21 protein-coding genes are annotated in these 22,218 nt (G+C 64.3%); 4 read left to right on the plus strand and 17 right to left on the minus strand.

Going from position 1 to position 22,218, the window contains the following annotated elements:
• Positions 1-3 precede the first annotated feature (3 nt).
• Together R5R73_RS04470 and R5R73_RS04475 are read right to left on the minus strand one after the other, a co-directional pair.
• Positions 4-711, minus strand: coding sequence for an anti-sigma factor domain-containing protein (locus tag R5R73_RS04470; RefSeq protein ID WP_322528910.1), 708 nt, complete (start codon positions 709-711; stop codon positions 4-6).
• Entirely contained in the window at positions 690-1,244 is a 555-nt protein-coding gene (locus R5R73_RS04475; RefSeq protein WP_276233241.1) for a sigma-70 family RNA polymerase sigma factor, read from the minus strand. Before R5R73_RS04475 ends, R5R73_RS04470 begins: the two co-directional genes overlap by 22 nt.
• Positions 1,245-1,466: 222 nt before the next feature.
• On the opposite strand from R5R73_RS04475, the gene R5R73_RS04480 reads away from it, so the two are divergent.
• The 3 genes from R5R73_RS04480 (at position 1,467) to R5R73_RS04490 (ending at position 5,034) form a co-directional block, all read left to right on the plus strand.
• A complete protein-coding gene (locus R5R73_RS04480) occupies positions 1,467-1,592 on the plus strand; it encodes a hypothetical protein (protein WP_322528911.1) in 126 nt (41 codons plus the stop codon).
• A 133-nt stretch (positions 1,593-1,725) separates the two neighbouring features.
• The gene (locus R5R73_RS04485) at positions 1,726-2,802 is read left to right on the plus strand and encodes a 3-deoxy-7-phosphoheptulonate synthase (RefSeq protein ID WP_322528912.1); all 1,077 of its coding nucleotides are present in this window, start codon (positions 1,726-1,728) and stop codon (positions 2,800-2,802) included.
• A 99-nt stretch (positions 2,803-2,901) separates the two neighbouring features.
• A complete protein-coding gene (locus tag R5R73_RS04490) occupies positions 2,902-5,034 on the plus strand; it encodes a PhoX family phosphatase (protein ID WP_322528913.1) in 2,133 nt (710 codons plus the stop codon).
• Positions 5,035-5,173: 139 nt separating this feature from the next.
• On the opposite strand, the gene ppk1 is transcribed toward R5R73_RS04490, so the two are convergent.
• From ppk1 to R5R73_RS04565, 15 genes are all read right to left on the minus strand, one after another.
• The gene (ppk1, locus tag R5R73_RS04495; protein WP_322528914.1) at positions 5,174-7,402 is read right to left on the minus strand and encodes a polyphosphate kinase 1; all 2,229 of its coding nucleotides are present in this window, start codon (positions 7,400-7,402) and stop codon (positions 5,174-5,176) included.
• A gap of 39 nt (positions 7,403-7,441) precedes the next feature.
• Complete coding sequence (gene hemB / locus R5R73_RS04500) at positions 7,442-8,449, minus strand: porphobilinogen synthase (protein ID WP_071231837.1); 1,008 nt, start codon at positions 8,447-8,449, stop codon at positions 7,442-7,444.
• A 185-nt stretch (positions 8,450-8,634) separates the two neighbouring features.
• Entirely contained in the window at positions 8,635-9,408 is a 774-nt protein-coding gene (gene tatC / locus R5R73_RS04505; RefSeq protein WP_071231838.1) for a twin-arginine translocase subunit TatC, read from the minus strand.
• Positions 9,405-9,848, minus strand: coding sequence for a Sec-independent protein translocase protein TatB (gene tatB, locus R5R73_RS04510; protein ID WP_322528915.1), 444 nt, complete (start codon positions 9,846-9,848; stop codon positions 9,405-9,407). The genes tatC and tatB overlap by 4 nt, the downstream gene beginning before the upstream one ends.
• 5 nt (positions 9,849-9,853) lie before the next feature.
• Positions 9,854-10,135 carry a Sec-independent protein translocase subunit TatA gene (gene tatA / locus R5R73_RS04515; RefSeq protein WP_071231840.1) on the minus strand — a complete coding sequence of 94 codons (282 nt, stop codon included), beginning with the start codon at positions 10,133-10,135 and terminating at the stop codon, positions 9,854-9,856.
• 39 nt (positions 10,136-10,174) lie between these two features.
• Positions 10,175-10,516 (minus strand): phosphoribosyl-ATP diphosphatase, encoded by a 342-nt coding sequence (locus tag R5R73_RS04520; protein WP_322528916.1) that lies wholly within the window; start codon positions 10,514-10,516, stop codon positions 10,175-10,177.
• 185 nt (positions 10,517-10,701) lie between these two features.
• Entirely contained in the window at positions 10,702-12,324 is a 1,623-nt protein-coding gene (gene ubiB, locus R5R73_RS04525; RefSeq protein WP_071231842.1) for a ubiquinone biosynthesis regulatory protein kinase UbiB, read from the minus strand.
• Entirely contained in the window at positions 12,321-12,944 is a 624-nt protein-coding gene (locus R5R73_RS04530) for a ubiquinone biosynthesis accessory factor UbiJ (RefSeq protein ID WP_322528917.1), read from the minus strand. Before R5R73_RS04530 ends, ubiB begins: the two co-directional genes overlap by 4 nt.
• 11 nt (positions 12,945-12,955) lie before the next feature.
• On the minus strand, positions 12,956-13,702 hold the full coding sequence (ubiE, locus tag R5R73_RS04535; protein WP_071231921.1) for a bifunctional demethylmenaquinone methyltransferase/2-methoxy-6-polyprenyl-1,4-benzoquinol methylase UbiE: 747 nt from the start codon (positions 13,700-13,702) through the stop codon (positions 12,956-12,958).
• A 245-nt stretch (positions 13,703-13,947) separates the two neighbouring features.
• A complete protein-coding gene (locus R5R73_RS04540) occupies positions 13,948-14,331 on the minus strand; it encodes a gamma-butyrobetaine hydroxylase-like domain-containing protein (RefSeq protein ID WP_071231844.1) in 384 nt (127 codons plus the stop codon).
• 139 nt (positions 14,332-14,470) lie between these two features.
• Positions 14,471-15,847 carry an ATP-dependent protease ATPase subunit HslU gene (gene hslU, locus R5R73_RS04545; protein ID WP_322528918.1) on the minus strand — a complete coding sequence of 459 codons (1,377 nt, stop codon included), beginning with the start codon at positions 15,845-15,847 and terminating at the stop codon, positions 14,471-14,473.
• Positions 15,848-15,862: 15 nt separating this feature from the next.
• Positions 15,863-16,381 carry an ATP-dependent protease subunit HslV gene (gene hslV / locus R5R73_RS04550; protein WP_322528919.1) on the minus strand — a complete coding sequence of 173 codons (519 nt, stop codon included), beginning with the start codon at positions 16,379-16,381 and terminating at the stop codon, positions 15,863-15,865.
• A 350-nt stretch (positions 16,382-16,731) separates the two neighbouring features.
• The gene (locus R5R73_RS04555; protein ID WP_071231847.1) at positions 16,732-17,436 is read right to left on the minus strand and encodes an SPOR domain-containing protein; all 705 of its coding nucleotides are present in this window, start codon (positions 17,434-17,436) and stop codon (positions 16,732-16,734) included.
• Positions 17,437-17,439: 3 nt separating this feature from the next.
• Positions 17,440-19,125 carry an arginine--tRNA ligase gene (gene argS, locus R5R73_RS04560; protein WP_322528920.1) on the minus strand — a complete coding sequence of 562 codons (1,686 nt, stop codon included), beginning with the start codon at positions 19,123-19,125 and terminating at the stop codon, positions 17,440-17,442.
• 415 nt (positions 19,126-19,540) lie between these two features.
• Positions 19,541-21,790 carry a primosomal protein N' gene (locus R5R73_RS04565; RefSeq protein WP_322528921.1) on the minus strand — a complete coding sequence of 750 codons (2,250 nt, stop codon included), beginning with the start codon at positions 21,788-21,790 and terminating at the stop codon, positions 19,541-19,543.
• Positions 21,791-21,995: 205 nt separating this feature from the next.
• Between R5R73_RS04565 and rpmE the strand changes: the two genes are divergently transcribed.
• Positions 21,996-22,211 carry a 50S ribosomal protein L31 gene (gene rpmE, locus R5R73_RS04570; RefSeq protein WP_087717672.1) on the plus strand — a complete coding sequence of 72 codons (216 nt, stop codon included), beginning with the start codon at positions 21,996-21,998 and terminating at the stop codon, positions 22,209-22,211.
• Positions 22,212-22,218 lie beyond the last annotated feature (7 nt).

The raw sequence follows: 22,218 nt of genomic DNA on the forward strand, positions 1-22,218 counted from the left end.
CGTCTATAGCGAGACGGTGCTGTTGCGAATCTGTACCAGTTTGCCTTCGTCGATCACGGGGCCGGATGGTTTGCCTCCCGGTGCGCCGGAGCTCGGCTCCATGCTGACGGCGAAATCGGCGGTCTTCATCAGGCCCAGCATCTTGGCGGGCAACTGCATGGTGGCCTGGCCCTGAACCGGCAACATGCCTAGCGAAACCGGCGTACCGTTCTCCATCATCCACAGCTCGCCACCCTTGCCTGCGGGCATCGGGCCGGGTTTGACCGCCTGAACCATCATCTTGCCGTCGAGGGTGGCGTTGATAATCCAGGCCGGCTGGCCGCTGGCGTGGTTGATCACGAAGACATATTCACCGGGCATCATCGCCGGCTCCCGTGGCGTCAGCGCGATCACTGCCAGAACCAGCGCCGCCGCCGTCGCGAAACCGCTGAACGCCCGCCAGAAGCCGAGACGCTGCAGCAGGCCCACTCTCAGTCCCAGGCGCGCGACAATGCCGGGCCACAGGTGGCCGGGCGGCGTCACCGGTTCCAGCTGCTGGTTGAAGATCTGCAGGTGCTCTCGCCAGGCATCGACGCTACGCTGCAGATCCGTGCTGACCGCCAGCAATGCCTCGAACTCGGCGCGCTGGGCTCTATCCAGCGTACCGATAACGTACTCTCCGGCGGCCAGCTCGCGCGCTTCGGGGTCGCTCAAGTCAAACGTGTCATGCATGCCTTCAACCTCTCGAGGCCTCTGCGGACCCAGCTCTTGACGGTTCCCAACGGCGTGGTGAGATGCGATGCCAGATCTTGATGGGTCAATCCTTCGAAAAATGCGAGCTCGAGCACCTGGCGCTGTTGCGCCGTCAATTCGGTCAGGCACTGCTGCAGCGATTCCGCCTGCTGATTGATGTCGCTCTCGCTCTCGACATCGGATTCGCCGGGCAGTGAATCGATGATCGCTTCGCTATCGGCTTCCTGGGGGCGTTGACGCCGGAGCCAGTCGATGCCGATGTTGCGCGTGAGGGTCGAAAGCCAGGTCATCGGGCGGGCGCGGGAAGCATCGTACTGTCCGGCCACCTGCCATACCCGCAGGTAGACCAGTTGCAGGCAGTCCTGCGCGGCCGCTTCCTGCCGAACGATACGCAATAGCTGGGCGTATAGATGCGGACTGGTCGCGCGGTAGAGCTTCTCGAAAGCGAGACCATCGCCACGGGCGCTGGCGTGAAGATTGTCGATCAGCACGTCATGAGGTGGGTAGGCCATGAAAGTCCTTGGAATCCTTTCTTTTTCTGATTTCCCAGTCTCGTCAACGGGCGAGAACAAGTAAAGCTCGGCGGCCAGCGTTTGTCTCAAAAGACTTGTCAAAACGCGCCGGGGCGTTAGGATAGAGAGACAATTTGCGACATCACGTCTTCGTGACGAACGATGTTTGCAAACGAACGTCTGCGAAAGAACGTCTGTGAAAGAACGTCTGTGAGAAAGATCATGACCGAACGCAACGATTCACGCTTCATCGACACCGCCAACGCCGTTGGCGGTGCGATGGCGTTTGCGTTCTTCGGTTATGGCTATTGGTTTAGGACTGGCGTGCCCGCCGGTTGGTCAACGTGACCTGAACCCGCGAGGCACGCCCGGAACCGGGCTGCCTCCTCTTCGCATCAAGAACCCCCGGATGGCAGGCCCACCCGGGGGTTCTCGCGTTTTCGGGTCTCGATTCTTGAACATCACCTGGAATGAGATCGTTATGGACGCTGCCACATTTGAATTGAAACCGGCCCTATCGACGCCGAAATCATCGTCTTCCATCAGAGCGCTGCCATTGCCGACGGCGCAGGAGCTGCGTCGGCAGTTGCCGGTGAGCGCGGCGCTCGAGGCCCGGATCGCCGCGAGCCGCGAAGCCATACGGGCCATCCTCGAAGGTGAGGACGATCGCCTGCTGGTCGTGACCGGCCCCTGTTCGGTGCACGACCCTGCCGCGGCGCTGGAGTATGCCGAGCGTCTGGCGGCACTCAATGAAGCGGTGGAGGACCGGCTTTTGCTGGTGATGCGCGTCTACGTCGAGAAACCGCGTACCACCGTCGGCTGGAAAGGGCTGGCCTACGATCCCCACCTCGACGGCAGCGACGACATGGCCGCGGGCCTGGCCATGGCGAGACGGCTGATGCGCGATATCGCCGAACTGGGCCTGCCGGTCGCGACGGAGCTGCTGCAGCCGATGGCCGGCGCCTACTTCGATGATCTGCTGAGCTGGGTGGCGATCGGCGCGCGGACCACCGAATCCCAGATTCACCGTGAACTCGCCAGCGGGCTGGCGGCGGCGGTCGGATTCAAGAACGGAACCCAGGGCAATGTCGATGTCGCTATCGCTGCCATGCAATCGGCGGCCCATTCGCATCGCCACTTCGGTGTGACCGCCGACGGCGGCCCGGCGATGATCGAAACGCCGGGCAATGCCGCCACGCATCTGGTGCTTCGCGGTGGCCGCAACGGGCCCAATCATGATGCCGAGAGCGTGGCGGCCAGCCGCCGGGCGATGACGCAGGCCGGGCTCGCGGCGCGGATCATGGTCGACTGCAGCCACGCCAATTCGAACAAGGACCACCGGCGTCAGACGGAAGTCCTCTATGATGTGCTGGAACAACGCATGGCCGGCGATCGCAGCCTGATCGGCGTGATGCTCGAAAGCCACCTGTTCGAAGGCAAGCAGGCGCTCAATCCCGCGGCGCTGCGCTATGGCGTGTCGATCACCGACGCCTGCCTGGGCTGGGAGACCACCGAACAGCTGTTGCTGCGTGCGGCGGAGCGGCTTGGTCAGGCCTGAACCGTGCCCCCGGCGGTCGCCGGGGTGGACATCATCTCGTCATATTCCCGGCTTAGCCTCGTCACGACGATCAATCCGTGACGAGCCAGGGAGACAAACATGAGCCGGGATGTCGAAGATCATCGAATTCACAACAACAGCCAGAACCTGCCTTTCGGTGAGGTTATCGAGCGCCACCTCTCGCGTCGCCAGATTCTCCAGGGTGGCCTGGGGCTGGCCGCGCTTTCCATGATGGGAGGGTTCGGACTCGGCGGCAGCAACGGCGCCTGGGCCCAGGACAAGACGCCGCTGGCGCTGGCCTTCGAATCGATCAAGGGCTCGCACACCGATGCGGTCGTGGTGCCAGCCGGATATCGGGCACAGGTGCTGATTCCGTGGGGAACGCCGCTCAATGCCCGGGCCGGTGCCTGGCAGAAGGATCTCGCCATGACGCCCGAGCAGCAGGCGAACAGCGTGGGCATGCATCATGACGGCATGCATGCCTTCCCCCTGGACTCGGAAAGCGGCTCGCGCCGTTTTCTGCTCGCGCTCAACAACGAGTACATCGACCAGGATGCCCTATGGGCGCCCCAGGGCGGCCCGACCCGGCCGGACGGCGTGCGGCCGGCCGACGAGGTTCGTACCGAAATCAACGCTCACGGCGTCACTATCGTCGAGATCCGCCGCCAGGACGACGGTGGCTGGACGCATGTGGTCGACTCTCCCTACAACCGCCGAATCACGACCGCCACGCCGGTCATGCTGGCCGGGCCGGTCGCAGGCAGCGACTACGTCAGGACGCGCTACTCGACCGACGGTACTCGAACGCGCGGCACCAACAACAACTGCGCCAACGGCTACACGCCGTGGGGAACCTACCTGACTTGCGAGGAAAACTGGCCGGAAGTCTTCGTCAATACCGGCGAGCGTTTCAGCGACGATGCCCGCCTGGGATTGCCGACCGATCGCGGGCGCTACGGATGGGAAACGGCGGCCGGCGATGGCGAACAGGACGACGAATTCTCGCGCTTCGACGTCACGCCTGGGGCGGGCGAGGCGAGCGAGGACTATCGCAACGAGGCGCGAACCTTCGGCTACGTGGTCGAGATCGATCCGTATACCCAGGCCATGGCCGTCAAGCGCACGGCGCTGGGGCGTTTCCGCCACGAGGGGTGCTGGCCCGGTCCGGTCCGCGCCGGCGAGCCGCTGACGTTCTACACCGGTCACGACTCGCGCAACGAATATATCTACAAGTTCGTCAGCGCCGCCAAGTGGGATCCCGCCGATGCCCCTCGGCCGGGCAACGAAGCGGATCGTCTGGCCATCGGCAGCAAATATCTCGACGAAGGCACGCTCTACGCGGCGCGCTTCGATGAAGACGGACGAGGCGAGTGGCTGCCGCTGACGCCGGACGCAAAAACGCCATCCGGCCAGACGCTGGCCGCGGCGCTGGGCCTGGCGGCCGACGATACCGCCGGCATCATCATCCACACCTGCGATGCGGCCGACCTGATGGGCGCGACGCCGATGGATCGGCCGGAATGGTCCAGCGTGGATCCCGTCTCCGGCGAGGTCTACTTCACCTTGACCAACAACTCGAAACGCACGGCGGCGGATACCGAAGCCAGTTTCACCAACGACGGCACGGCGATCGATGCCGGCGGCGTGGGCTATGCCACGGCGCCCGCCAATGTCGCCAACCCGCGCGCCAACAACGAGAACGGTCACATCATTCGCTGGCGAGAGCAGCCGGACAATCGCTTTGCATGGGAAATCTTCGTGTTCGGCAGCGATGCCGGCGCGGGCGACAATCGCTCCGGCCTGACCGAGGACAACCAGTTCGCGAGCCCCGACGGCCTATGGTACGACGAGCGTGGCGAAGGGCAGGGCATTCTCTGGTTCCAGACGGACAATAGCGACAATGCCGTGGCCGAATACACCAACGACCAGTTGCTGGCGGTGGTGCCGGGCGCGCTCGGCCAGGACGCCAGTGGTGCCGGCTCGGTCATCGATGCCGGCAACCAGAGCCATCTCAAACGCTTCGCCGTCGGCCCGAATGGCTGCGAGGTGACCGGTATCTTCGCTACGCCGGACCGCACCGCGCTGTTCATCAATATCCAGCACCCGGGCAACTGGCCGGCGGATGGTGATGCCCTGAGTCAGGACGCCACCCGAGCCACGAACGGTCAGGTTCGCCCCCGCGCGGCGACGGTAGCGATCTGGAAGGAAGACGGCGGCCAGGTCGGCCTCTGATCGATCGAGAGCCGCGAGCATGGAAAAGGCCGAATGCGAAAGCATCCGGCCTCTGTCATCGGGTCGCCCACTATTCAACTCGCCAACTCGGCAGTCACCGATCATCGCCGCGATCAGCGCAATGATCCGGTGGCCGCGCTCACGCCTGGCTGGCGTAGGCGTAAAGCAGTGTCTCCTGCGCACTGATCGGCTCGGCGTCGCCCGAGTCGCATAGATGGTACTGCCCCTCTGTGTCGAGCTCCCAGCTCTGGCAGTTGTCCAGCAGATAGGTATCGAGATCCTTGCGTACCTGCTGAGCGACTTTCTTGTCCAGCAGCGGGAAGCAGGTCTCCACCCGATGGAACATGTTGCGCTCCATGGCGTCGGCGCTGGAGCACCACACCTCGTGCTTGCCGTCGTTATGGAAGTAATAGACGCGGGTGTGCTCGAGGAAGCGACCGATGATCGAGCGTACCCGGATGTTGTCGGAGATACCCGGTATGCCCGGGCGAAGACAGCACATGCCACGAATGATCAGCTCGCAGGTCACGCCGGCCTGGGAAGCCCGATAGAGCGCGCGGATCAGCTTGGGCTCGGTGATCGCGTTGCATTTGAGGACGAGCTTGGCCTTCTTGCCGTTCTCCGCCAGTCTGGCTTCGCGTTCGATCATCTCGATCAACGCCTTGTGCAGCGTGAACGGCGCATGCAGCAGCGTCTGGATCTTGCGCGGCTTGCCCATGCCGGAGAGTTGCTGGAACACCTTGTGCACGTCTTCGCACAGCGCCTCGTTGGCGGTCATCAGGCTGTAATCGGTATATAGCTTGGCGGTCTTGGCGTGATAGTTGCCGGTGCCGAGATGAGCGTAGTGACGGAGCGTGCCTTTCTCGCGGCGCACGATATGCATCATCTTGGCGTGGGTCTTGCAGGCCATGACACCGTAGATGACGATGGCACCGGCTTCCTGCAGCCGGGAGGCCAGGGCCAGGTTGTCGGCCTCGTCGAAGCGCGCCCTCAGCTCGATGACGACGGTCACTTCCTTGCCGCCGCGCGCGGCCTCCACCAGTGCGCCGACGATCGACGAGTCGGCGCCGGTGCGATAGAGGGTCTGCTTGATGGCCAGCACGTCGGGATCCCGTGCCGCCTGGCGCAGCAGATCCTCCACCGGGGTAAACGACTGGAAAGGATGATGCAGCAGGATATCGCCCTGCAGAATGGCGGAGAACAGGTTGGCCTCGCCGCGTAACGGCTTGGGCAGGCCGGGAGTGAAGGGGCGATAGCGCAGGTCGGGGCGTTGGACGTCGCCGAGCACCGCCATCATCCGGGTCAGGTTGACCGGACCGTTGACCCGATAGAGATCCTCTTCGCCCAGCTCGAACTGCTTGAGCAGGAAGCTGATCAGGCTGTCGGGGCAGTTGTCTGCCACCTCCAGGCGGACGCCGCTGCCGTAGCGTCTGGCCAGCAATTCCCCGCGCAGCGCGGAGGCCAGATCCGAGATTTCTTCGGGATCGACCGACAGATCGGCGTTGCGCGTCAGCCGGAACTGGTAGCAGCCGCCCACTTCCATGCCGGGAAAGACCTCGTGGGCATGGGCGTGGATCATCGACGACAGAAAGACGTAGTCGGTGAAGCCTTCCTCGCAGAGCGCATCCGGCAGCCGGATCAGGCGCGGCAGCGAGCGCGGCGCGGGTAGGATCGCCATGCCGCCCTCGCGGCCGAAGGCATCGGTGCCATCGAGCTCGACGATGAAGTTGAGGCTCTTGTTGACCAGTCGCGGAAACGGATGGGAAGGGTCGAGCCCGATCGGGCTGATGACCGGAGCGATCTCCTCCTCGAAATAGTCGGCGACCCAGGCCGCCTGTTCGGGGGTCCACTGGGCACGACGTCGGAAGCGGATCTTCTGCTCTTCCAGCGCCGGCACCAGCACATCGTTGAGAATGCGGTACTGGCGCTCCACCTGCTCGTGAGCGATCCGTGAGACCTCGCTCAGGACGCGAGCGGGCGCCATGCCGTCGGCGCCGGTCTCCTCGCGAAACGAAGCAAGCTGATGCTTGAGCCCGGCCACGCGAATCTCGAAGAACTCATCGAGATTGGAGGAGAAGATCAGCAGGAACATCAGGCGGTCGAGCAACGGATGCGAAGTGTCCAGAGACTGCTCGAGCACGCGGATGTTGAACTGCAGATGTGACAGTTCGCGGTTGAAATAGAGCGCGGGGTCGTCGAGATCCGCCTGGGAAGAGGGCGCCTCCTTGGCGTGGATCCCCTTGCGCGTGCGGTTGACGCGCAAGGGGGTCGCATTGATCTCCTCCCCGCTAACCGATAATGGCGTATCGGTTGAGGCGGCGGGTGTATCGATAGTATTGGGCGTGTCTGGTGTGCCTGAGTCTGTCATCGAAAGTCTCCGGTACCGGGGCAGACACGCCCGCGGCCCTCAGGAATTGAGCAATTGTGCGGCGCGTTTGGCGAAATAGGTCAAGATGCCGTCGGCGCCCGCGCGCTTGAAGCAGGTCAGCGACTCCAGGATCACGCTGTCGGCATCCAGCCAGCCCTTTTCGAAGGCAGCCATGTGCATGGCGTATTCGCCGCTGACCTGATAGGCGAAGGTCGGGACACCGAAGGAGTCCTTCACGCGCTGGATGACGTCCAGGTACGGCATGCCGGGCTTGACCATGACCATGTCGGCGCCTTCCTGAATATCCAGTGCCGTCTCGTGCAGCGCTTCGTTGGTGTTGGCCGGATCCATCTGGTAGCTGAACTTGTCGGCCTTGCCCAGGTTGCCGCTGGAGCCGATGGCATCGCGGAACGGGCCGTAATACTTCGAGGCGTACTTGGCCGAATAGGCCATGATCTGCGTCTCGTGCAGCCCCTCGCGTTCGAAGGTGGCACGAATCTCCCCGATCCGGCCATCCATCATGTCGGATGGCGAGATCACGTCCGCTCCGGCCTCGGCATGGGACAGCGCCTGCTTGATCAGCGCTTCGATGGTGCGATCGTTCATCAGATAGCCGTTCTCGTCCGGCACCCCGTCCTGACCGTGGGTCGTGTAGGGGTCGAGCGCCACATCGGTGATGATGCCGAGATCCGGGAAGCGCTCGCGCAACGCCCGAATCGCACGCTGGATCACGCCGTCCGGATTCCACGCTTCGGCGCCGTCGACAGTCTTCTTTTCCGCCGGCGTGAAGGGAAAGAGATCGATCGCCGGGATGCCGAGTTCGACCAGCTCTTCGGTCTCGCGCAGCAGCTCGTCGATGGACAGACGCTCGACGCCCGGCATCGACGCGACCGGCTCGCGGCGCTTCTCGCCGTCGAGCACGAAGACGGGAAGAATCAGGTCGTCAGTCGTCAGTGTCGATTCTCTGGCCAGGCGGCGGGAAAAATCGCTCTTGCGTAGACGACGCAGGCGGGTGGCCGGGTACTGACGAGGAAGGTTGTAACGCATGAATTTCTCCACGGTGGACGGCGAACATGTCTTGCGGCACGTTCGCGGCGCCGGTAGCTACTCTACCGACGGCGAATGACAGAACGATGACAGTGGGTTCGATGCCTCAGTATAACAACCGTGAGGGCCGACAGGATGAGGGCGGTTGTCGCAGCGGCTTGTCACGGCAGTGCCGCGCGAACGGATCAGTCCGCGCCGGTCGGATCTTCCGCGCGGCGACGCTGGACGATACGGCCGAAGACGATGCCGACCTCGAAAAGAAGCCACATGGGCACGGCCAGCAGGCTCTGCGAAATGATGTCCGGCGGGGTGAGCAGCATGCCGATGATGAAACAGATCAGGATCACATAAGGGCGCTTCTTGCTCAGGCTCTTCACGTCGGTGATCCCGGTCCAGATGACCAGAAAGGTGGCGATGGGGATTTCGAACGCCACGCCGAAGGCAAAGAACATCTTCAGCACGAAGTTGAGATAGGCGTTGATATCCGTCATTACCGTGACGTCCTGCGGCCCGGTATGCACGAAGAAGCTGAACAGCAGCGGGAACACGACATAGTAGGCGAAGGCGGCGCCGCAGTAGAACAGCAGGATGCTGGAGGCGAGCAGCGGGAATGCCAGCGCTTTTTCGTGCTTGTAGAGCCCCGGCGCGATGAACGCCCAGGCCTGATAGAGAATGAACGGGATCGCGGCGAAGATCGCGACCACCATGGTCAGCTTGAACGGTGCCAGGAACGGCGAGGTGACCTCGGTGGCGATCATCTTCGATCCCACCGGCAACAGGGCCACCAGCGGGTCGGCGACGAAGCGGTAGATCTCGTTGGAGAACGCGTAGAGCCCGACGAAGATCACCACGACGACGATCACGGCCTTCATCAGTCTGGAGCGCAACTCTATCAAGTGCTCGATCAGTGGCGCCTGTGGCTGCTGTTCATCTGGCGGTGGAGAAGAGGCATCGCTCATCGGGAAGCCGAATCCTTGTCCGCGGGGGAGGAAGAAGAGGCAGCGGGGGGCGACTCGGGGGACGACGACGGCTGCGGGTCGGCGTCGGAGGTTGCCCCGGCCGATTGCCGGTCATTCCCGGAAGAGGGCGTCGATGTCGAGGGCGTCGATGTCGAGGGGGACGAGCCGCCTTTCGAGTCGCTTTCGAAGTGCTTCTCGACGCCTCGGCGCGCCTGGTTGACGCCCTCGTCCAGTTTCTTCTGCTGCTCGGCCAGTTTCTGGCGCAACTCCTCGGCCTCGAGCTGAGAGGTGATCTCCCGCTGCATGGTCGAGACGCTGCGCTTGATCCGGCCGACCCAGAGGCCGGCGGTACGAGCCGCCTTGGGCAGGCGCTCCGGCCCCAGTACCAGCAAGCCCACGATGCCGATCAGCAGAAGTTCGAAGAAACCGATATCGAACATGTCGGTTACTTGCGCTCGGCCTTGTCGCTGGACGTCTGCGTCTCGTCGGCGCGGCTATCGAAGTTGCTGTCCTGGGTGGTGTGGTTCGCCGAGTCCTGGGAGTGGTTGATGCTATGCTGCGTCGTGCTCCCTTTTTTCTCGTCTTCGTCTTCACCGACGGCCTTCTTGAAGCCCTTGACGGCACCGCCCAGGTCGCTGCCGACGTTGCGCAGTTTCTTGGTGCCGAAGATCAGGATGATGATCCCGAGAACGATCAACAGCTGCCAGATGCTAATCCCGCCCAGCATAACTTTCTCCTTACCGATGCGCGTTGGCGCGATGATGATTCATGAGTCTCGCTGGCGCGATGCCTTTTCGTCCAGCCCCGAAACGCCGAAGCGCCGGGCCAGTTCCGCCAGTACTTCACGGTGGTCGATATCGAGGTGCGACAGCATGACCAGACTGTGAAACCAGAGGTCGGCCACTTCGCCGACCAGATCCTGACGGCTCTTTGCATCATCCGCCTTGACATCCTTGGCAGCAAGCAGCGTTTCCGTCGCTTCCTCGCCGACCTTTTCCAGGATCTTGTTGAGGCCTCGATGATGCAGTTGCGCGACATAGGAGCTATCCGGGTCCGCGCTGCGACGGGCGTCCAGTACCGCCGCCAGTTGCTCGAGAGTATCACTCATGAGATGACATTCCTGCTTCTGAGGCTAGATTGGCTTCGAGCCGCCCCGACTGCGTCGGAAGCTGTAAGCCGTAAGCTTTAAGCCATAAGAAAAACCAAGTCGCGAGCTTCGGGCGCCGGCTTCGGGGCGCTGTAAAAAGCAGCTTCGAGCTCGATGACTTCGACGTACGGGGCATCATCATACACTCAGCGCCACGCCAGCAGCACTACGCCCAGGCCGGCCGCGACCAGCACCGGCCACGGTTGCTGTTCCGCCCACGCCAGCATCGGCTGCCAGGCCAGCGCCACCGCCAGCAGAACGGCACCCAGGCGCAGGCGTCGGGCGCGGGGGGCGGCTCGCTGGAAGCGGGCTTCCAGGCTCGTCAGCGCCTCCGTCTGCTGACGGTTGAGCCGACGCTGCTGCTCGCGGTCGGAGAGAGCCTGGTGCGCGAGCACCGGCAGTTCCGGAATCTGATGCGCCAGTTCCGGCGCGTGCTTCTGCAGTGTCTTCCAGAAGCCCTTGGGCCCGGCGCGCTCACGCATCCAGCGCTCGAGATAGGGCTTGGCCGTGCTCCATAGGTCCAGATCGGGATAGAGCTGGCGACCGAGTCCTTCGATGTTGAGCAGCGTTTTCTGCAGCAGTACCAGCTGTGGCTGGACTTCCATGTTGAAGCGCCGCGCGGTCTGAAACAGCCCCAGCAGCACCTGACCGAAGGAGATGTCTTTGAGCGGCTTCTCCAGAATCGGCTCGCACACCGCGCGGATCGCCGACGCGAACTCGTTGGCTCGCGTGCCTTCGCCGACCCAGCCGGATTCGATATGCAGTACCGCGACTTCGTAATAGTCCTGGCGGAAGAACGCGAGCAGGTTCCGCGCCAGATAATCCTGGTCTTCCCGGGTCAGGCTGCCGACGATACCGCAGTCGATGGCGATGTAACGAGGCTCGGTGGGGTTGTCCCGCGAGACGAAGATATTGCCGGGATGCATGTCGGCATGGAAGAAATTGTCGCGGAAGACCTGGGTGAAGAAGATCTCGACGCCACGCTCGGCCAGCTTCTTGAGATCGGTGCCCTGGGCGCGCAGGGCATCGATATCCGCCACCGGAATGCCGTTGATGCGTTCCTGGACCATGACCTGACGGTGAGTCAGCGACCAGTGGATGGCAGGCACGTAAAGTAGCGGCGAGCTCTGGAAGTTGCGCTTGAGCTGCGAGGTATTGGCGGCTTCCTTGTTGAGATCGAGCTCGTCGAACAGCGTCGCTTCGTAGTCCTGGACCACTTCCACCGGCCGAAGGCGACGCGCTTCGGGAATCCGGCGCATCAGGCGCGCGAAGGTATACAGCAGCCCGATATCTTCGCGCATGATGCGATCGATACCGGGGCGAATGATCTTGACCACGACCTGCTCGCCGCTGTGCAGCTCGGCGGCGTGCACCTGGGCGATCGACGCCGAGGCCATCGGCTCGGTCTCGAACGCCGCGAACGCTTCCTCGACCGTCTGGCCCAGCTCGAGCTCGACCATGGCGCGGGCGGTTTCGCCGGGGAAGGGCGGAACCTGATCCTGCAGCCGTTTGAGTTCATCGGCGATATCCGGCGGCAGCAGATCGCGTCGCGTCGACAGCATCTGGCCGAACTTGACGAAGATCGGGCCCAGCGATTCCAGCGCCAGGCGCAGTCGCTTGCCCCGCGAATGGTCGCCGATCGGGATCAGGCGAACGGGAGCGAAGCGCCACAGCCAGCGAATGACCGGTGGCAGGCGTTCCTGGGGAACCAGGCTGTCGAGGCGATAACGGGAGACGGTCCAGGCGATGCGAAATAGCCGCAAACTCATGAATGCGACTCCCGGCGACGTTGCAGCCGAGCCACTCTGGCCCCGAGGCGATCGACGGCCTGCTGGAGTTCGGTCAGATGGTCACGGGCGACGGCCAACTGGTCGCGTCCCGCCAGCCAGCGTCGTTCCTCGAACAGATACTCATGCATGTCCTGTTGCCATTCGTTGGCCAGAAAACGGGCCTGACGGTCGAGATGACGGATACCGCTGGCCACGCCGTGCGCGGTGCCATTGCCCAGGATGCTGGCCAACGCGCCTTCCCAGTCGATGTCGAGATCCATGAACAGGGTCTGGATGGGAGCCAACAGCCCTGTCTGGCCGGTAACCGGCAATTGCCCGCTGAACAGCAGCCGTTCGGGCGAGTCGCCCGCCATCAGGCGGGTGAGGACGTCTCGGGTGACGGTGATCTCGAGATCGTCCGCGTCGTGCCAGTCATGCACGCGCCCCAGCGTGACGCCATCGTCATGAAAGGCCACGCGCAGTCCGAGCCGGGCCTCGGCGAAAGTCAGTCGCAGGGTATGACCGGCCAGTGCCGCCAGCCTCGCGGGCGATGCGGGGTCACGTCGCAGCAGCTTGTTCAGCGAGCGCTCCAGCGCGACCAGGGCGAATGTATCCAGCATGACGCCAGCCCTCAGAGCTTGATGCCGCGGTGGAGCGCGACGATGCCGCCGGTCATGTTGGTATATTCGACGCGCTCCAGACCGGCAGCCTGCATCATGCCCTTGAGCGTTTCCTGATCGGGATGCATGCGGATCGACTCCGCCAGATAGCGATAGCTGTCGGCGTCGTTGGCGACCAGTCGGCCCATCTGCGGCAGCAGGCGGAAGGAGTACTGGTCGTAGGCCTTCGACAGCAGGCCGTTGACCGGCTTGGAGAACTCCAGCACCAGCAGGCGACCGCCGGGCTTGAGAACCCGCGTCATCGAACGCAGCGCCGCGTCCTTGTCGGTGACGTTGCGCAGGCCGAAGGCGATGGTGATGCAGTGAAAGCTGTTGTCCGGAAACGGCAGGCTTTCGGCGTTGGCCTGCACGTATTTGACGTTGTCGCCGACACCATGATCAATCAGCTTGTCGCGTCCCACGCGCAGCATGGATTCGTTGATATCGGCGAGAATGACGCGGCCACTGGGTCCTACGCGCTTGGCGAACTGTCGGGTCAGATCGCCGGTGCCGCCAGCGATGTCGAGAACGCGGTGGCCCTGGCGAACGCCGCTGCGCTCGAGCGTCAACTGCTTCCAGAGACGATGGATACCGAACGACATCAGGTCGTTCATGACATCGTAACGCGCGGCCACCGAGTGGAAGACGTCCGCCACGCGGGCGGCTTTCTCGTCGATCGCTACTTTCTCGTAGCCGAAGTCGGTCGTGCGCTTGTCCATGTGCTTTCCTCCGAGATGACGCGAGCGGCGATCGTGCGCCATTGGGGCGGTGATGTCGCTGTCTGGGCGGTGTGCTGCCAGGCGGCTCGAGCAGGTGCGAAAGGCGCGCTCGCGGCCGGGGTAAATCGATGTGAATCGACCGAGTCCGCATTGTAGCGTCTGGTCGCAAACTTGTCTTTGCGCATCATGACGCACCAAAAAAAGACGGCGGCCCGTTGGCCGCCGTCACGCTCAAGGGTCTGGCATCAGACCTGATGGATCTGGATCACGCTGGCCTCGCGCGAAGCGCCGGCGCGCTGCAGGCGGGCGAGATAGTCGTCCCACCAGGCTTGCCGATGAGTCGCCATGTCGTAGAGATATTCCCAGGTGTAAAGCCCGGTATCGTGTCCGTCGTCGAAATGCAGCTTCAACGCGTAGCGACCGGCCTGGGAGATATCCAGCAGACCGACATTGCGCTTGCCCGTCTGCAACACGGCTTCGCTGGGGTGATGACCCTGGACTTCCGCCGAAGGCGAATAGACGCGCAGCAACTCGATCGGCAAGCGATAGCTTTCGCCATCGGGATAGCCAAGCTCGAGCTCGCGATCGCCCTTGTGGTAGTGAACGCGGTTGGGAACGGGGGCAGGCATTGGAAGACTCCTAGCTTCGACCGCGCCGGAGTTGGGGCGCGATAGAGAGTAGCTTCGAGTGAAGCCGCTTGTCGATGCGACAAGCGGCGGTCATCGTTTCGCGGCTCGCGGCTCGCGGCTCGCGGCTCGCGGCTCCTCGTCAGAGGATATACCGCGACAGGTCTTCGTCCACGGCGAGTTCGCCGAGCTTGTCGTTGACATAATCGGCGTCGATGACCAGCGGGCTGGCGAAGTCGCCGCCCTGGAACGAGGCTTCCTCGAGCAGCCGCTCCATCACCGTGTGCAGGCGGCGGGCACCGATGTTCTCGGTGCCGTCGTTGACCTGCCAGGCGATCTCGGCGATGCGGGAAATGCCGTCTTCGGTGAACTGCACCTCCAGCCCTTCGGTGCCGAGCAGCGCCTGGTACTGCTTGGTCAGCGCGGCCGACGGTTCGGTCAGGATGCGCTTGAAATCGTCCGGCGTCAGCGCCGTCAGCTCGACCCGGATCGGCAGGCGGCCCTGCAGTTCCGGAATCAGGTCCGACGGCTTGGCGAGGTGGAAGGCGCCGGAGGCGATGAACAGGATGTGGTCGGTACGCACCATGCCGTGCTTGGTGGAGACGGTGGAGCCCTCGATCAGCGGCAGCAGGTCACGCTGGACGCCCTCGCGGGAGACATCGCCGCCGCTGCCGGATTCGCCGCGCTTGGCGACCTTGTCGATCTCGTCGAGGAACACGATCCCGTTCTGTTCGACCGCTTCCAGCGCGCGCTGCTTGATCTCTTCCTCGTTGACCAGCTTGGCGGCTTCCTCGTCCTGCAAGAGCTTCCAGGCGTCCTTGACCGTCACGCGGCGGTTTTCGGACTTCTGCTTGCCCATGTTGGCGAACAGGCTCTGGAGCTGGTTGGTCATCTCCTCCATGCCGGGCGGCGTCATGATGTCGACCCCCTGGCTGGCCGGCGTCACCTCGATGTCGATCTCCTTGTCGTCGAGCTGGCCTTCACGCAGCTTCTTGCGGAAAACCTGACGGGTGGAGGAGTCGTCGCGACCGGCATCGTACTCGCTGCCCCGCGGACGCGGCAGCAGGGCGTCGAGAATACGATCCTCGGCGGCATCCTGCGCCTTATGGCGAACTTCGGTCTTGGCCTGCTCGCGGACCATCTTGATCGCCATTTCCATCAGGTCGCGGATGATCGATTCGACATCGCGGCCGACATAGCCGACCTCGGTGAACTTGGTCGCTTCGACCTTGAGGAAAGGGGCGCCGGCCAGCTTGGCCAGACGCCGCGCAATCTCGGTCTTGCCGACGCCGGTCGGGCCGATCATCAGGATGTTCTTGGGCACGATCTCGCCGCGCATGTTCTCGTCGAGACGCATCCGGCGCCAGCGGTTGCGCAGCGCGATGGCGACGGCACGCTTGGCGTCGTGCTGGCCGATGATGTACTGGTCGAGCGAATGGACGATCTCACGCGGCGTCATCGAAGACTGGGTCAGCGCCGGCTGCATGCTGGCGGTTTCCTGGGAAGGAGTCTGAGACATGGGAATGGGGCCTCGTTACAGCTCTTCGAGCGTGATCTGGTGATTGGTGAAGACGCAGATGTCGGCGGCGATGTTGATCGACTTCTCGGTGATCTCGCGTGCGCCGAGATCGGTGTTCTCGAGCAGTGCCCGCGCCGAGGCCTGGGCGAAGTGGCCGCCGGAGCCGATGGCGATGATGCCGCGCTCGGGTTCCACCACGTCACCGTTGCCGGTGATGATCAGCGAGGCAGTCTTGTCGGCGACGGCCAGCATCGCTTCCAGGCGGCGCAGCGCGCGGTCGGTGCGCCACTCCTTCGCCAGCTCGACCGCGGCCTTGGTCAGATGCCCCTGATATTTCTCGAGTTGCGCCTCGAAGCGCTCGAACAGGGTGAAGGCGTCGGCGGTGCCGCCAGCGAAACCGGCCAGAACCTGGCCGCGATAGAGGCGGCGAACCTTGCTGGCATTGCCTTTCATTACCGTATTGCCCAGCGACACCTGGCCATCGCCGGCCAGGGCAACCTGATCGCCACGGCGCACGGATACGATTGTGGTCATGCAATTAACTCCCAATGGCGCGCCGTCAAGTCTGGCCGACGGCGCCGAAAAACCGGTGTCATCGCGTCCGAATCAAGGATGACGGGTACGACGCGATGCAGCATGAATCATCAAGTGCGGGCAGGACCTTCGGAAATCAAGCCATCGGCGAGCAACGGCGGGAAAGCGGCGAGGCACAGAGGGGCAGAACACAAAGGGCAGAAGAAGGGAAAAGACGGGAAGAATGATAGGGGGAGAGACGCAGGGGAGAAAGACAGGAGGGAAAACCGCGAAGGCGTAACGGCCGGCGAAGAGTGCCGGCCGTGTTCTGTCTCGTGCTCGCGACGTTGCAGACGTCTCGCCTGCGGGGCTCAGTTCTGCAGGCGCAGCAGCAGCGGCTCGATGCCCTGGGTCACCATCAGGTCCTGGGCACGCGAGAGTTCGCGCTTGTCCTCGTAGGGGCCGACCTGAACCCGGTGCCACAGTTGATCGCCGTTGGCGCGGACATCGGTGATCTTGGCCAGCAGGCCGAAGTCCTTGAGCCGGTTGGCCAGGCGCTCGGCATCGCCGAGATCCCGGAACGAGGCGGCCTGCAGGACATAGCGGCCACCGCTGGGCGTCGGCTGCTTGGTCTGGTTCGCGGCGTCGTCGGCAGCGGCTTCCTGCGTCGCCTTGGCGGTCGGCTCCGGCGACGAGCTATCGCTGCTGGGCGCGATGACTTCCGTTTCCGGCAGCAGCGTGTAGAACTCGAACGTCGGCGTGGCCGGCTGTTGTGCAGTGCTGTCGCCGGCATCGGCGTTGCCACCACTCTGCTGGCCCTCGCTACCGCCGCTGGTCTGAGTGGAGGTCGGGCGAGGCACGACGGCAGCGACGGGCTCCGGCGAGGAGCGGTCCAGATACTGCGACAGGGCGAAACCGGCGATCAGGCCGGCAATCGCCCACAGCCACCCCGGAATGCCGCCGAGACCACCGCCTGGACTGCTGCCGGATCGGCGCGGGCGAGCCTTCGTCGTTGCACCTTTGGGCGAAGAACGGGAGGGGGACGGGCGGCTGTTCTGAGCGGGGCGGCGTGCCATGTCTTACATCTCCTCCGGGGCGCTGACGCCGAGTAGCGCCAATCCATTGCCGATGACCTGGCGTGTCGCCAGACCCAGTGCCAGGCGTGCGTTACGCAGCTCGGCATCGTCTACCATGACTTTCTGGGCGTTGTAGCAGGTGTGGAAGTCACTGGCGAGCTCGGTCAGATACTGCGCGATCTGATGCGGCTCGCGGGTGCGGGCGGCGCGCTCGACGACATCGGGATAACGCGCCAGACGATTCATCAGCGCCTTCTCCTGGGGGGCATCGAGACGCTCCAGATTGGCCATCGCGATGGCGTGGTCGAAAGCGAGATCGTCGCTTTCGGCCTTGCGCAGCACGCTGCAGACGCGGGCATGGGCGTACTGGATGTAGTAGACCGGATTGTCGTTGGTCTGCGACCGTGCGAGATCGATATCGAACGTCAACTGGGAGTCGGCGCGTCGTGCGGCGAGGAAGTAGCGCGTGGCATCGCGGCCGACTTCGTCGATCAGATCCCGCAGCGTGACGTAGCTGCCGGCACGCTTGGAGAGCTTGACCTCGACACCGGAGCGGGTCACCAGCACCATCTGGTGCAGCACGTAGTCCGGCCAGCCCTGCGGGATGCCGGCTTCCAGCGCTTGCAGGCCGGCGCGCACGCGGGTGACGGTCGAATGGTGGTCGGCGCCCTGTTCGTCGATCACGGTGGTGAAGCCGCGCTGCCACTTGTTGTAGTGATAGGCGACATCGGGCACGAAGTAAGTGTAGTCGCCGTCGCTCTTGCGCATCACCCGATCCTTGTCGTCGCCAAAGTCGGTGGTGCGAAGCCAGAGCGCGCCGTCGGCCTCGTAGGTATGCCCGCCGGATACCAGCGCTTCGACCGTCTCTTCGACCCGGCCTTCGGCATATAGCGACGATTCCAGGAAATAGACGTCGAACTCGACTCCGAACGCCTTGAGGTCGAGATCCTGTTCGCGACGCAGGTAGGCCACGGCAAAGGCGCGGATGGCATCTTCGTCTTCCGGATCGGCCTTGGCGGTGACTTCGCGGTCGTCGGCGGTCACGGTCTCGCCGGCCAGATAGGCCTGGGCGACATCCTTGATGTAATCGCCGCGATAGCCGTCCTCGGGCCAGCCTTCGTCGTCGGGGCCGAGGCCGAGGGCGCGGGCCTGCACGGAGCGCATCAGGTTGTTGATCTGGGCGCCGGCGTCGTTGTAGTAGAACTCGCGGGTCACGTCGAAGCCGGTGGCTTCCAGCACCCGGCACAGGCAGTCGCCGATGGCGGCGCCACGGCCATGGCCGACATGAAGCGGCCCGGTCGGGTTGGCGGAGACGAACTCGACCTGCACCTTTTCGCCGGCGCCGATCATGCTGCGCCCGAAGGTGTCTCCGGCATCCAGAATCTGGCTGACGATGCCCGCGATGGCATCGGTCGCGGCGAAAAAGTTGATGAAGCCCGGCCCGGCGATCTCGGTCTTGCGGATCGCGTCGTTGTCGGGAAGGGCTGCGACCAGCTTGTCGGCGAGCTCGCGCGGCTTGCAGCCGGCCGGCTTGGCGAGCACCAGCGCCAGGTTGCTGGCGTAGTCGCCATGGGCCTTGTCGCGGGTCGGGTCGACCTTGATCGCCGGACTCACGTCTGCCGGTAGATCGCCTGTCTGCTGCAGCTTGGCGATGGCGGCTTCGAGCAGTTCTGTAATCGTCTCTTTCATGGGTTACTTCGTAGTCGTGGGGCCTGGGCTTGGGGCTCTCGGCCCGACCCGGCGCGGGGTGCCGCGGATCTGGGCATCGTGAACCTGCCGTCACGACGCGGGAAAAAGGCAGCCATTATCGGTGATTGCGGCATGGCTTTAAACCCTAAGCACCGAGCTTCGAGCTTCGAGCTTCGAGCTTCGAGCTTCGAGCTTCGAGCTTCGAGCTTCGAGCTTCGAGCTTCGAGCTTCGAGCTTCGAGCTTCGAGCTTCGAGCTTCGAGCTTCGAGCTTCGAGCTTCGAAAAAGGGATTGCGAACTTTCAGCGTGATCGAATCCTGAATTTCGCGGCTCGCGGCTCGCGGCTCGCGGCTCGCGGCTCGCGGCTCGCGGCTCGCGGCTCGCGGCTCGCGGCTCGCGGCTCGCGGCTCGCGGCTTCAACTCAACGTCATCGGGTCGATATCCAGCGACCAGCGGACGCGTCGCGAGGCGGCGTTCTCAAGCCAGCCGACCAGCCAGGCGCCGGCTTCGTGCAGGGCGCTGCGTTTTTCCGCCGACAGCATCAGTTGCAGGTGATACCGGTTCTGGCGCCGTTCCATGGGCGCCGGCACGGGGCCGAGACAGTGGACTGCCAGACGACGTTCGGCAAGCCAGGCGCGTACGGCATCACCGGCCGTGTCTGCGGTCTCGCGGGCGTCTTCCTCGCGGGTGGCTTCGAAACGCGCCAAGGCCAGATAGCGATAGGGCGGCAGCCCGGCCAGGCGTCGCTCTTCCAGCATCTGATAGGCCAGCGCGTCGTAGCCGCTATCCGCCAGCAGGCGCAGGTTCGGGTCGTCGGGATGCAGTGTCTGGACCAGCACGCGGCCGGCTCGGTCCGCCCGCCCGGCGCGTCCGGCCACCTGTACCAGTAGCTGGGCGCTCTGCTCGAGCGCGCGGAAATCGCTGGCGTAGAGGCCGGCGTCGGCATTGACCACGACGACCAGTGTCACGTGGGGAAGATGGTGGCCCTTGGCCAGCATCTGGGTGCCCACCAGGAGGCTCGGTTCGCCACGGCGGATCTCGGTCAGCAGCTGGTCGAAGGCTTCCTTGCGCCGCGTGCTGTCCCGGTCGATGCGATAGACCGGGACGTCCGGAAACAGCGTGGTCAGCGTCTCCTCCGTGCGTTCGGTTCCGGCGCCGAGCGGCCTCAGGTCCGCACTGTCGCAGCTCGGGCAGGCGTCCGGCTGCGGCGTCTGGTGTTCGCAGTGATGGCAGACCAGCCTGGGCGGCTGGCGGTGCAGGGTCATGCGCGAGTCGCAGTGGCGGCACTCGGCGATCCAGCCGCACTGGTGGCACGCCAGAGAAGGCGAGAATCCTCGCCGGTTGATGAATACCAGTACCTGCCCCTCGGCCTTCAGTGCCTGGCGGGTGGCGTCGATCACTGGCGGAATCAGGCCGCCCTGGCGCAGGCGACCGCGCAGATCGACCAGTTCCAGCTTGGCCGGAGCGTGACGGCTGGGGCGCTGGGTCAGGCGCAGGTGCCGGTAGCGGCCGCTGCGTGCCTGGGCCAGTGTTTCCAGCGATGGCGTCGCGCTCCCCAGCAGAATCGGCACCCCATCGCGTTGCGCGCGTGCCATCGCCAGGTCGCGAGCGTGGTAGCGCAGGCCGTCCTGCTGCTTGAACGAGCCGTCGTGCTCTTCGTCGACGATGATCACGCCGGGGCGCGCCAGCGGCGTGAAGATGGCGGAGCGGGTGCCGATGATGATCGGGGCGCGTCCGCTGCGGGCGGCCTCCCACGCATCCAGCCGCTCCAGGTCGGTCAGCCCGGAATGCAGTGCCACGACCGGCGCGCGAAAGCGCTTGCGAAAGCGCGATAGCGTCTGCGGTGTCAGGCCGATCTCCGGCACCAGTACCAGTGCTTGGCGGCCCTGTCCGAGCACGCCTTCGATCAGTTGCAGGTAGACCTCGGTCTTGCCGCTGCCGGTAACGCCATGGAGCAGGCAGGGGTGGAAGCGGTCCAGCCCTTCGTGCAACGCGGCCAGCGCTGTCGACTGCTCGCGATTGAGCGGCAGGGCGGGCTCGGCCAGCAGCGCTCCCGACCACCCTTCGCCGGCGGTCAGCGGCTCCCGAATGCAGGCGATCAGCGCCTTGTCGAGCAGCCCCTGCAGTTGGGCACGGGTGTAACCTTGCGCGGTTATCGCGGAGGTGATCATGCCGTGGCGATGCTGGGCCAGGAGCTTTATTAGTTCGCGCTGGCGCGGCGCGCGAGCCAGTGCGTCGAGGGCGAGGGCTTCCGAGGTGTTCAACTGCCAGCGTTCGCGAATCCGGGCCTCGAGCGGCCGCCCCTGGCGCAGCGGGCCGGGCAGGGCGTGATGCAGCGTATCCCCCAGCGAATGCTGGTAGTAGCGGGCGGTGAACTGGCAAAGCCATAGCCAGTCCGCCGGCAGTGGCTCGTCGTCGAGGCGCTCGGTGATCGGCTTGAGCTGGTGGGCGGGCAGTTCGCTGTGCGTTGTGCATTCCATCACGATCCCGACCAGATAGCGCCGGCCGAACGGGATCTTGACGCGCAGCCCTGGTCGCCACCCGCCTGCGGGCGGTTGACCAGCGGGGCGATAGTCGAAGAGTCGCCTCAGCGGCGTGGGCACGGCAACGCGAAGAATCCGAGGGGGCGGTGGCGCGCTCTCGGGGGCGATACGGGAATCTGCCAATTGGCCTCCATGAAGAGTTCTGCTAAAATACGCCGCCTTCCGACGTAGGGTGTGTCTCTTATCCGTGGTGTCTCGTCATCCTTGATGACGCTAGCTACGGGATTCTAGGCGGGCCGGTCGCGCGGGAGTGAACCGCGATTCCCTATCCGTGTACGGTGCCTGGCAAGAGATCAGGTGGCGGTACACCGCAAAGCGAGGCTTCACGATGAAACAGTCTATTCATCCGGAATACAAGAAAGTCACGGCGACTTGTTCCTGTGGCGCGACCCATTCGATCGGCACCACGGCCAGCGAAGACTTCCACGTCGACGTCTGCTCGCAGTGTCACCCGTTCTACACCGGCAAGCAGAAGCAAGCGACCACCGGTGGCCGCGTCGAGCGTTTCAACAAGCGCTTCGGTGCTGCAGTGCGTCGCGGTTAAAAGCGCG

Origin of the sequence: Salinicola sp. LHM (assembly GCF_034479735.1) — a bacterium.
Taxonomy (GTDB): domain Bacteria; phylum Pseudomonadota; class Gammaproteobacteria; order Pseudomonadales; family Halomonadaceae; genus Salinicola; species Salinicola salarius.

Coding starts and splice junctions, on each gene's coding strand:
- R5R73_RS04470 (WP_322528910.1), bottom strand. CDS start 711: ATGCATGACACGTTTGACTTGAGCGACCCCGAAGCGCGCGAGCTGGCC.
- R5R73_RS04475 (WP_276233241.1), bottom strand. CDS start 1,244: ATGGCCTACCCACCTCATGACGTGCTGATCGACAATCTTCACGCCAGC.
- R5R73_RS04480 (WP_322528911.1), top strand. CDS start 1,467: ATGACCGAACGCAACGATTCACGCTTCATCGACACCGCCAACGCCGTT.
- R5R73_RS04485 (WP_322528912.1), top strand. CDS start 1,726: ATGGACGCTGCCACATTTGAATTGAAACCGGCCCTATCGACGCCGAAA.
- R5R73_RS04490 (WP_322528913.1), top strand. CDS start 2,902: ATGAGCCGGGATGTCGAAGATCATCGAATTCACAACAACAGCCAGAAC.
- ppk1 (WP_322528914.1), bottom strand. CDS start 7,402: ATGACAGACTCAGGCACACCAGACACGCCCAATACTATCGATACACCC.
- hemB (WP_071231837.1), bottom strand. CDS start 8,449: ATGCGTTACAACCTTCCTCGTCAGTACCCGGCCACCCGCCTGCGTCGT.
- tatC (WP_071231838.1), bottom strand. CDS start 9,408: ATGAGCGATGCCTCTTCTCCACCGCCAGATGAACAGCAGCCACAGGCG.
- tatB (WP_322528915.1), bottom strand. CDS start 9,848: ATGTTCGATATCGGTTTCTTCGAACTTCTGCTGATCGGCATCGTGGGC.
- tatA (WP_071231840.1), bottom strand. CDS start 10,135: ATGCTGGGCGGGATTAGCATCTGGCAGCTGTTGATCGTTCTCGGGATC.
- R5R73_RS04520 (WP_322528916.1), bottom strand. CDS start 10,516: ATGAGTGATACTCTCGAGCAACTGGCGGCGGTACTGGACGCCCGTCGC.
- ubiB (WP_071231842.1), bottom strand. CDS start 12,324: ATGAGTTTGCGGCTATTTCGCATCGCCTGGACCGTCTCCCGTTATCGC.
- R5R73_RS04530 (WP_322528917.1), bottom strand. CDS start 12,944: ATGCTGGATACATTCGCCCTGGTCGCGCTGGAGCGCTCGCTGAACAAG.
- ubiE (WP_071231921.1), bottom strand. CDS start 13,702: ATGGACAAGCGCACGACCGACTTCGGCTACGAGAAAGTAGCGATCGAC.
- R5R73_RS04540 (WP_071231844.1), bottom strand. CDS start 14,331: ATGCCTGCCCCCGTTCCCAACCGCGTTCACTACCACAAGGGCGATCGC.
- hslU (WP_322528918.1), bottom strand. CDS start 15,847: ATGTCTCAGACTCCTTCCCAGGAAACCGCCAGCATGCAGCCGGCGCTG.
- hslV (WP_322528919.1), bottom strand. CDS start 16,381: ATGACCACAATCGTATCCGTGCGCCGTGGCGATCAGGTTGCCCTGGCC.
- R5R73_RS04555 (WP_071231847.1), bottom strand. CDS start 17,436: ATGGCACGCCGCCCCGCTCAGAACAGCCGCCCGTCCCCCTCCCGTTCT.
- argS (WP_322528920.1), bottom strand. CDS start 19,125: ATGAAAGAGACGATTACAGAACTGCTCGAAGCCGCCATCGCCAAGCTG.
- rpmE (WP_087717672.1), top strand. CDS start 21,996: ATGAAACAGTCTATTCATCCGGAATACAAGAAAGTCACGGCGACTTGT.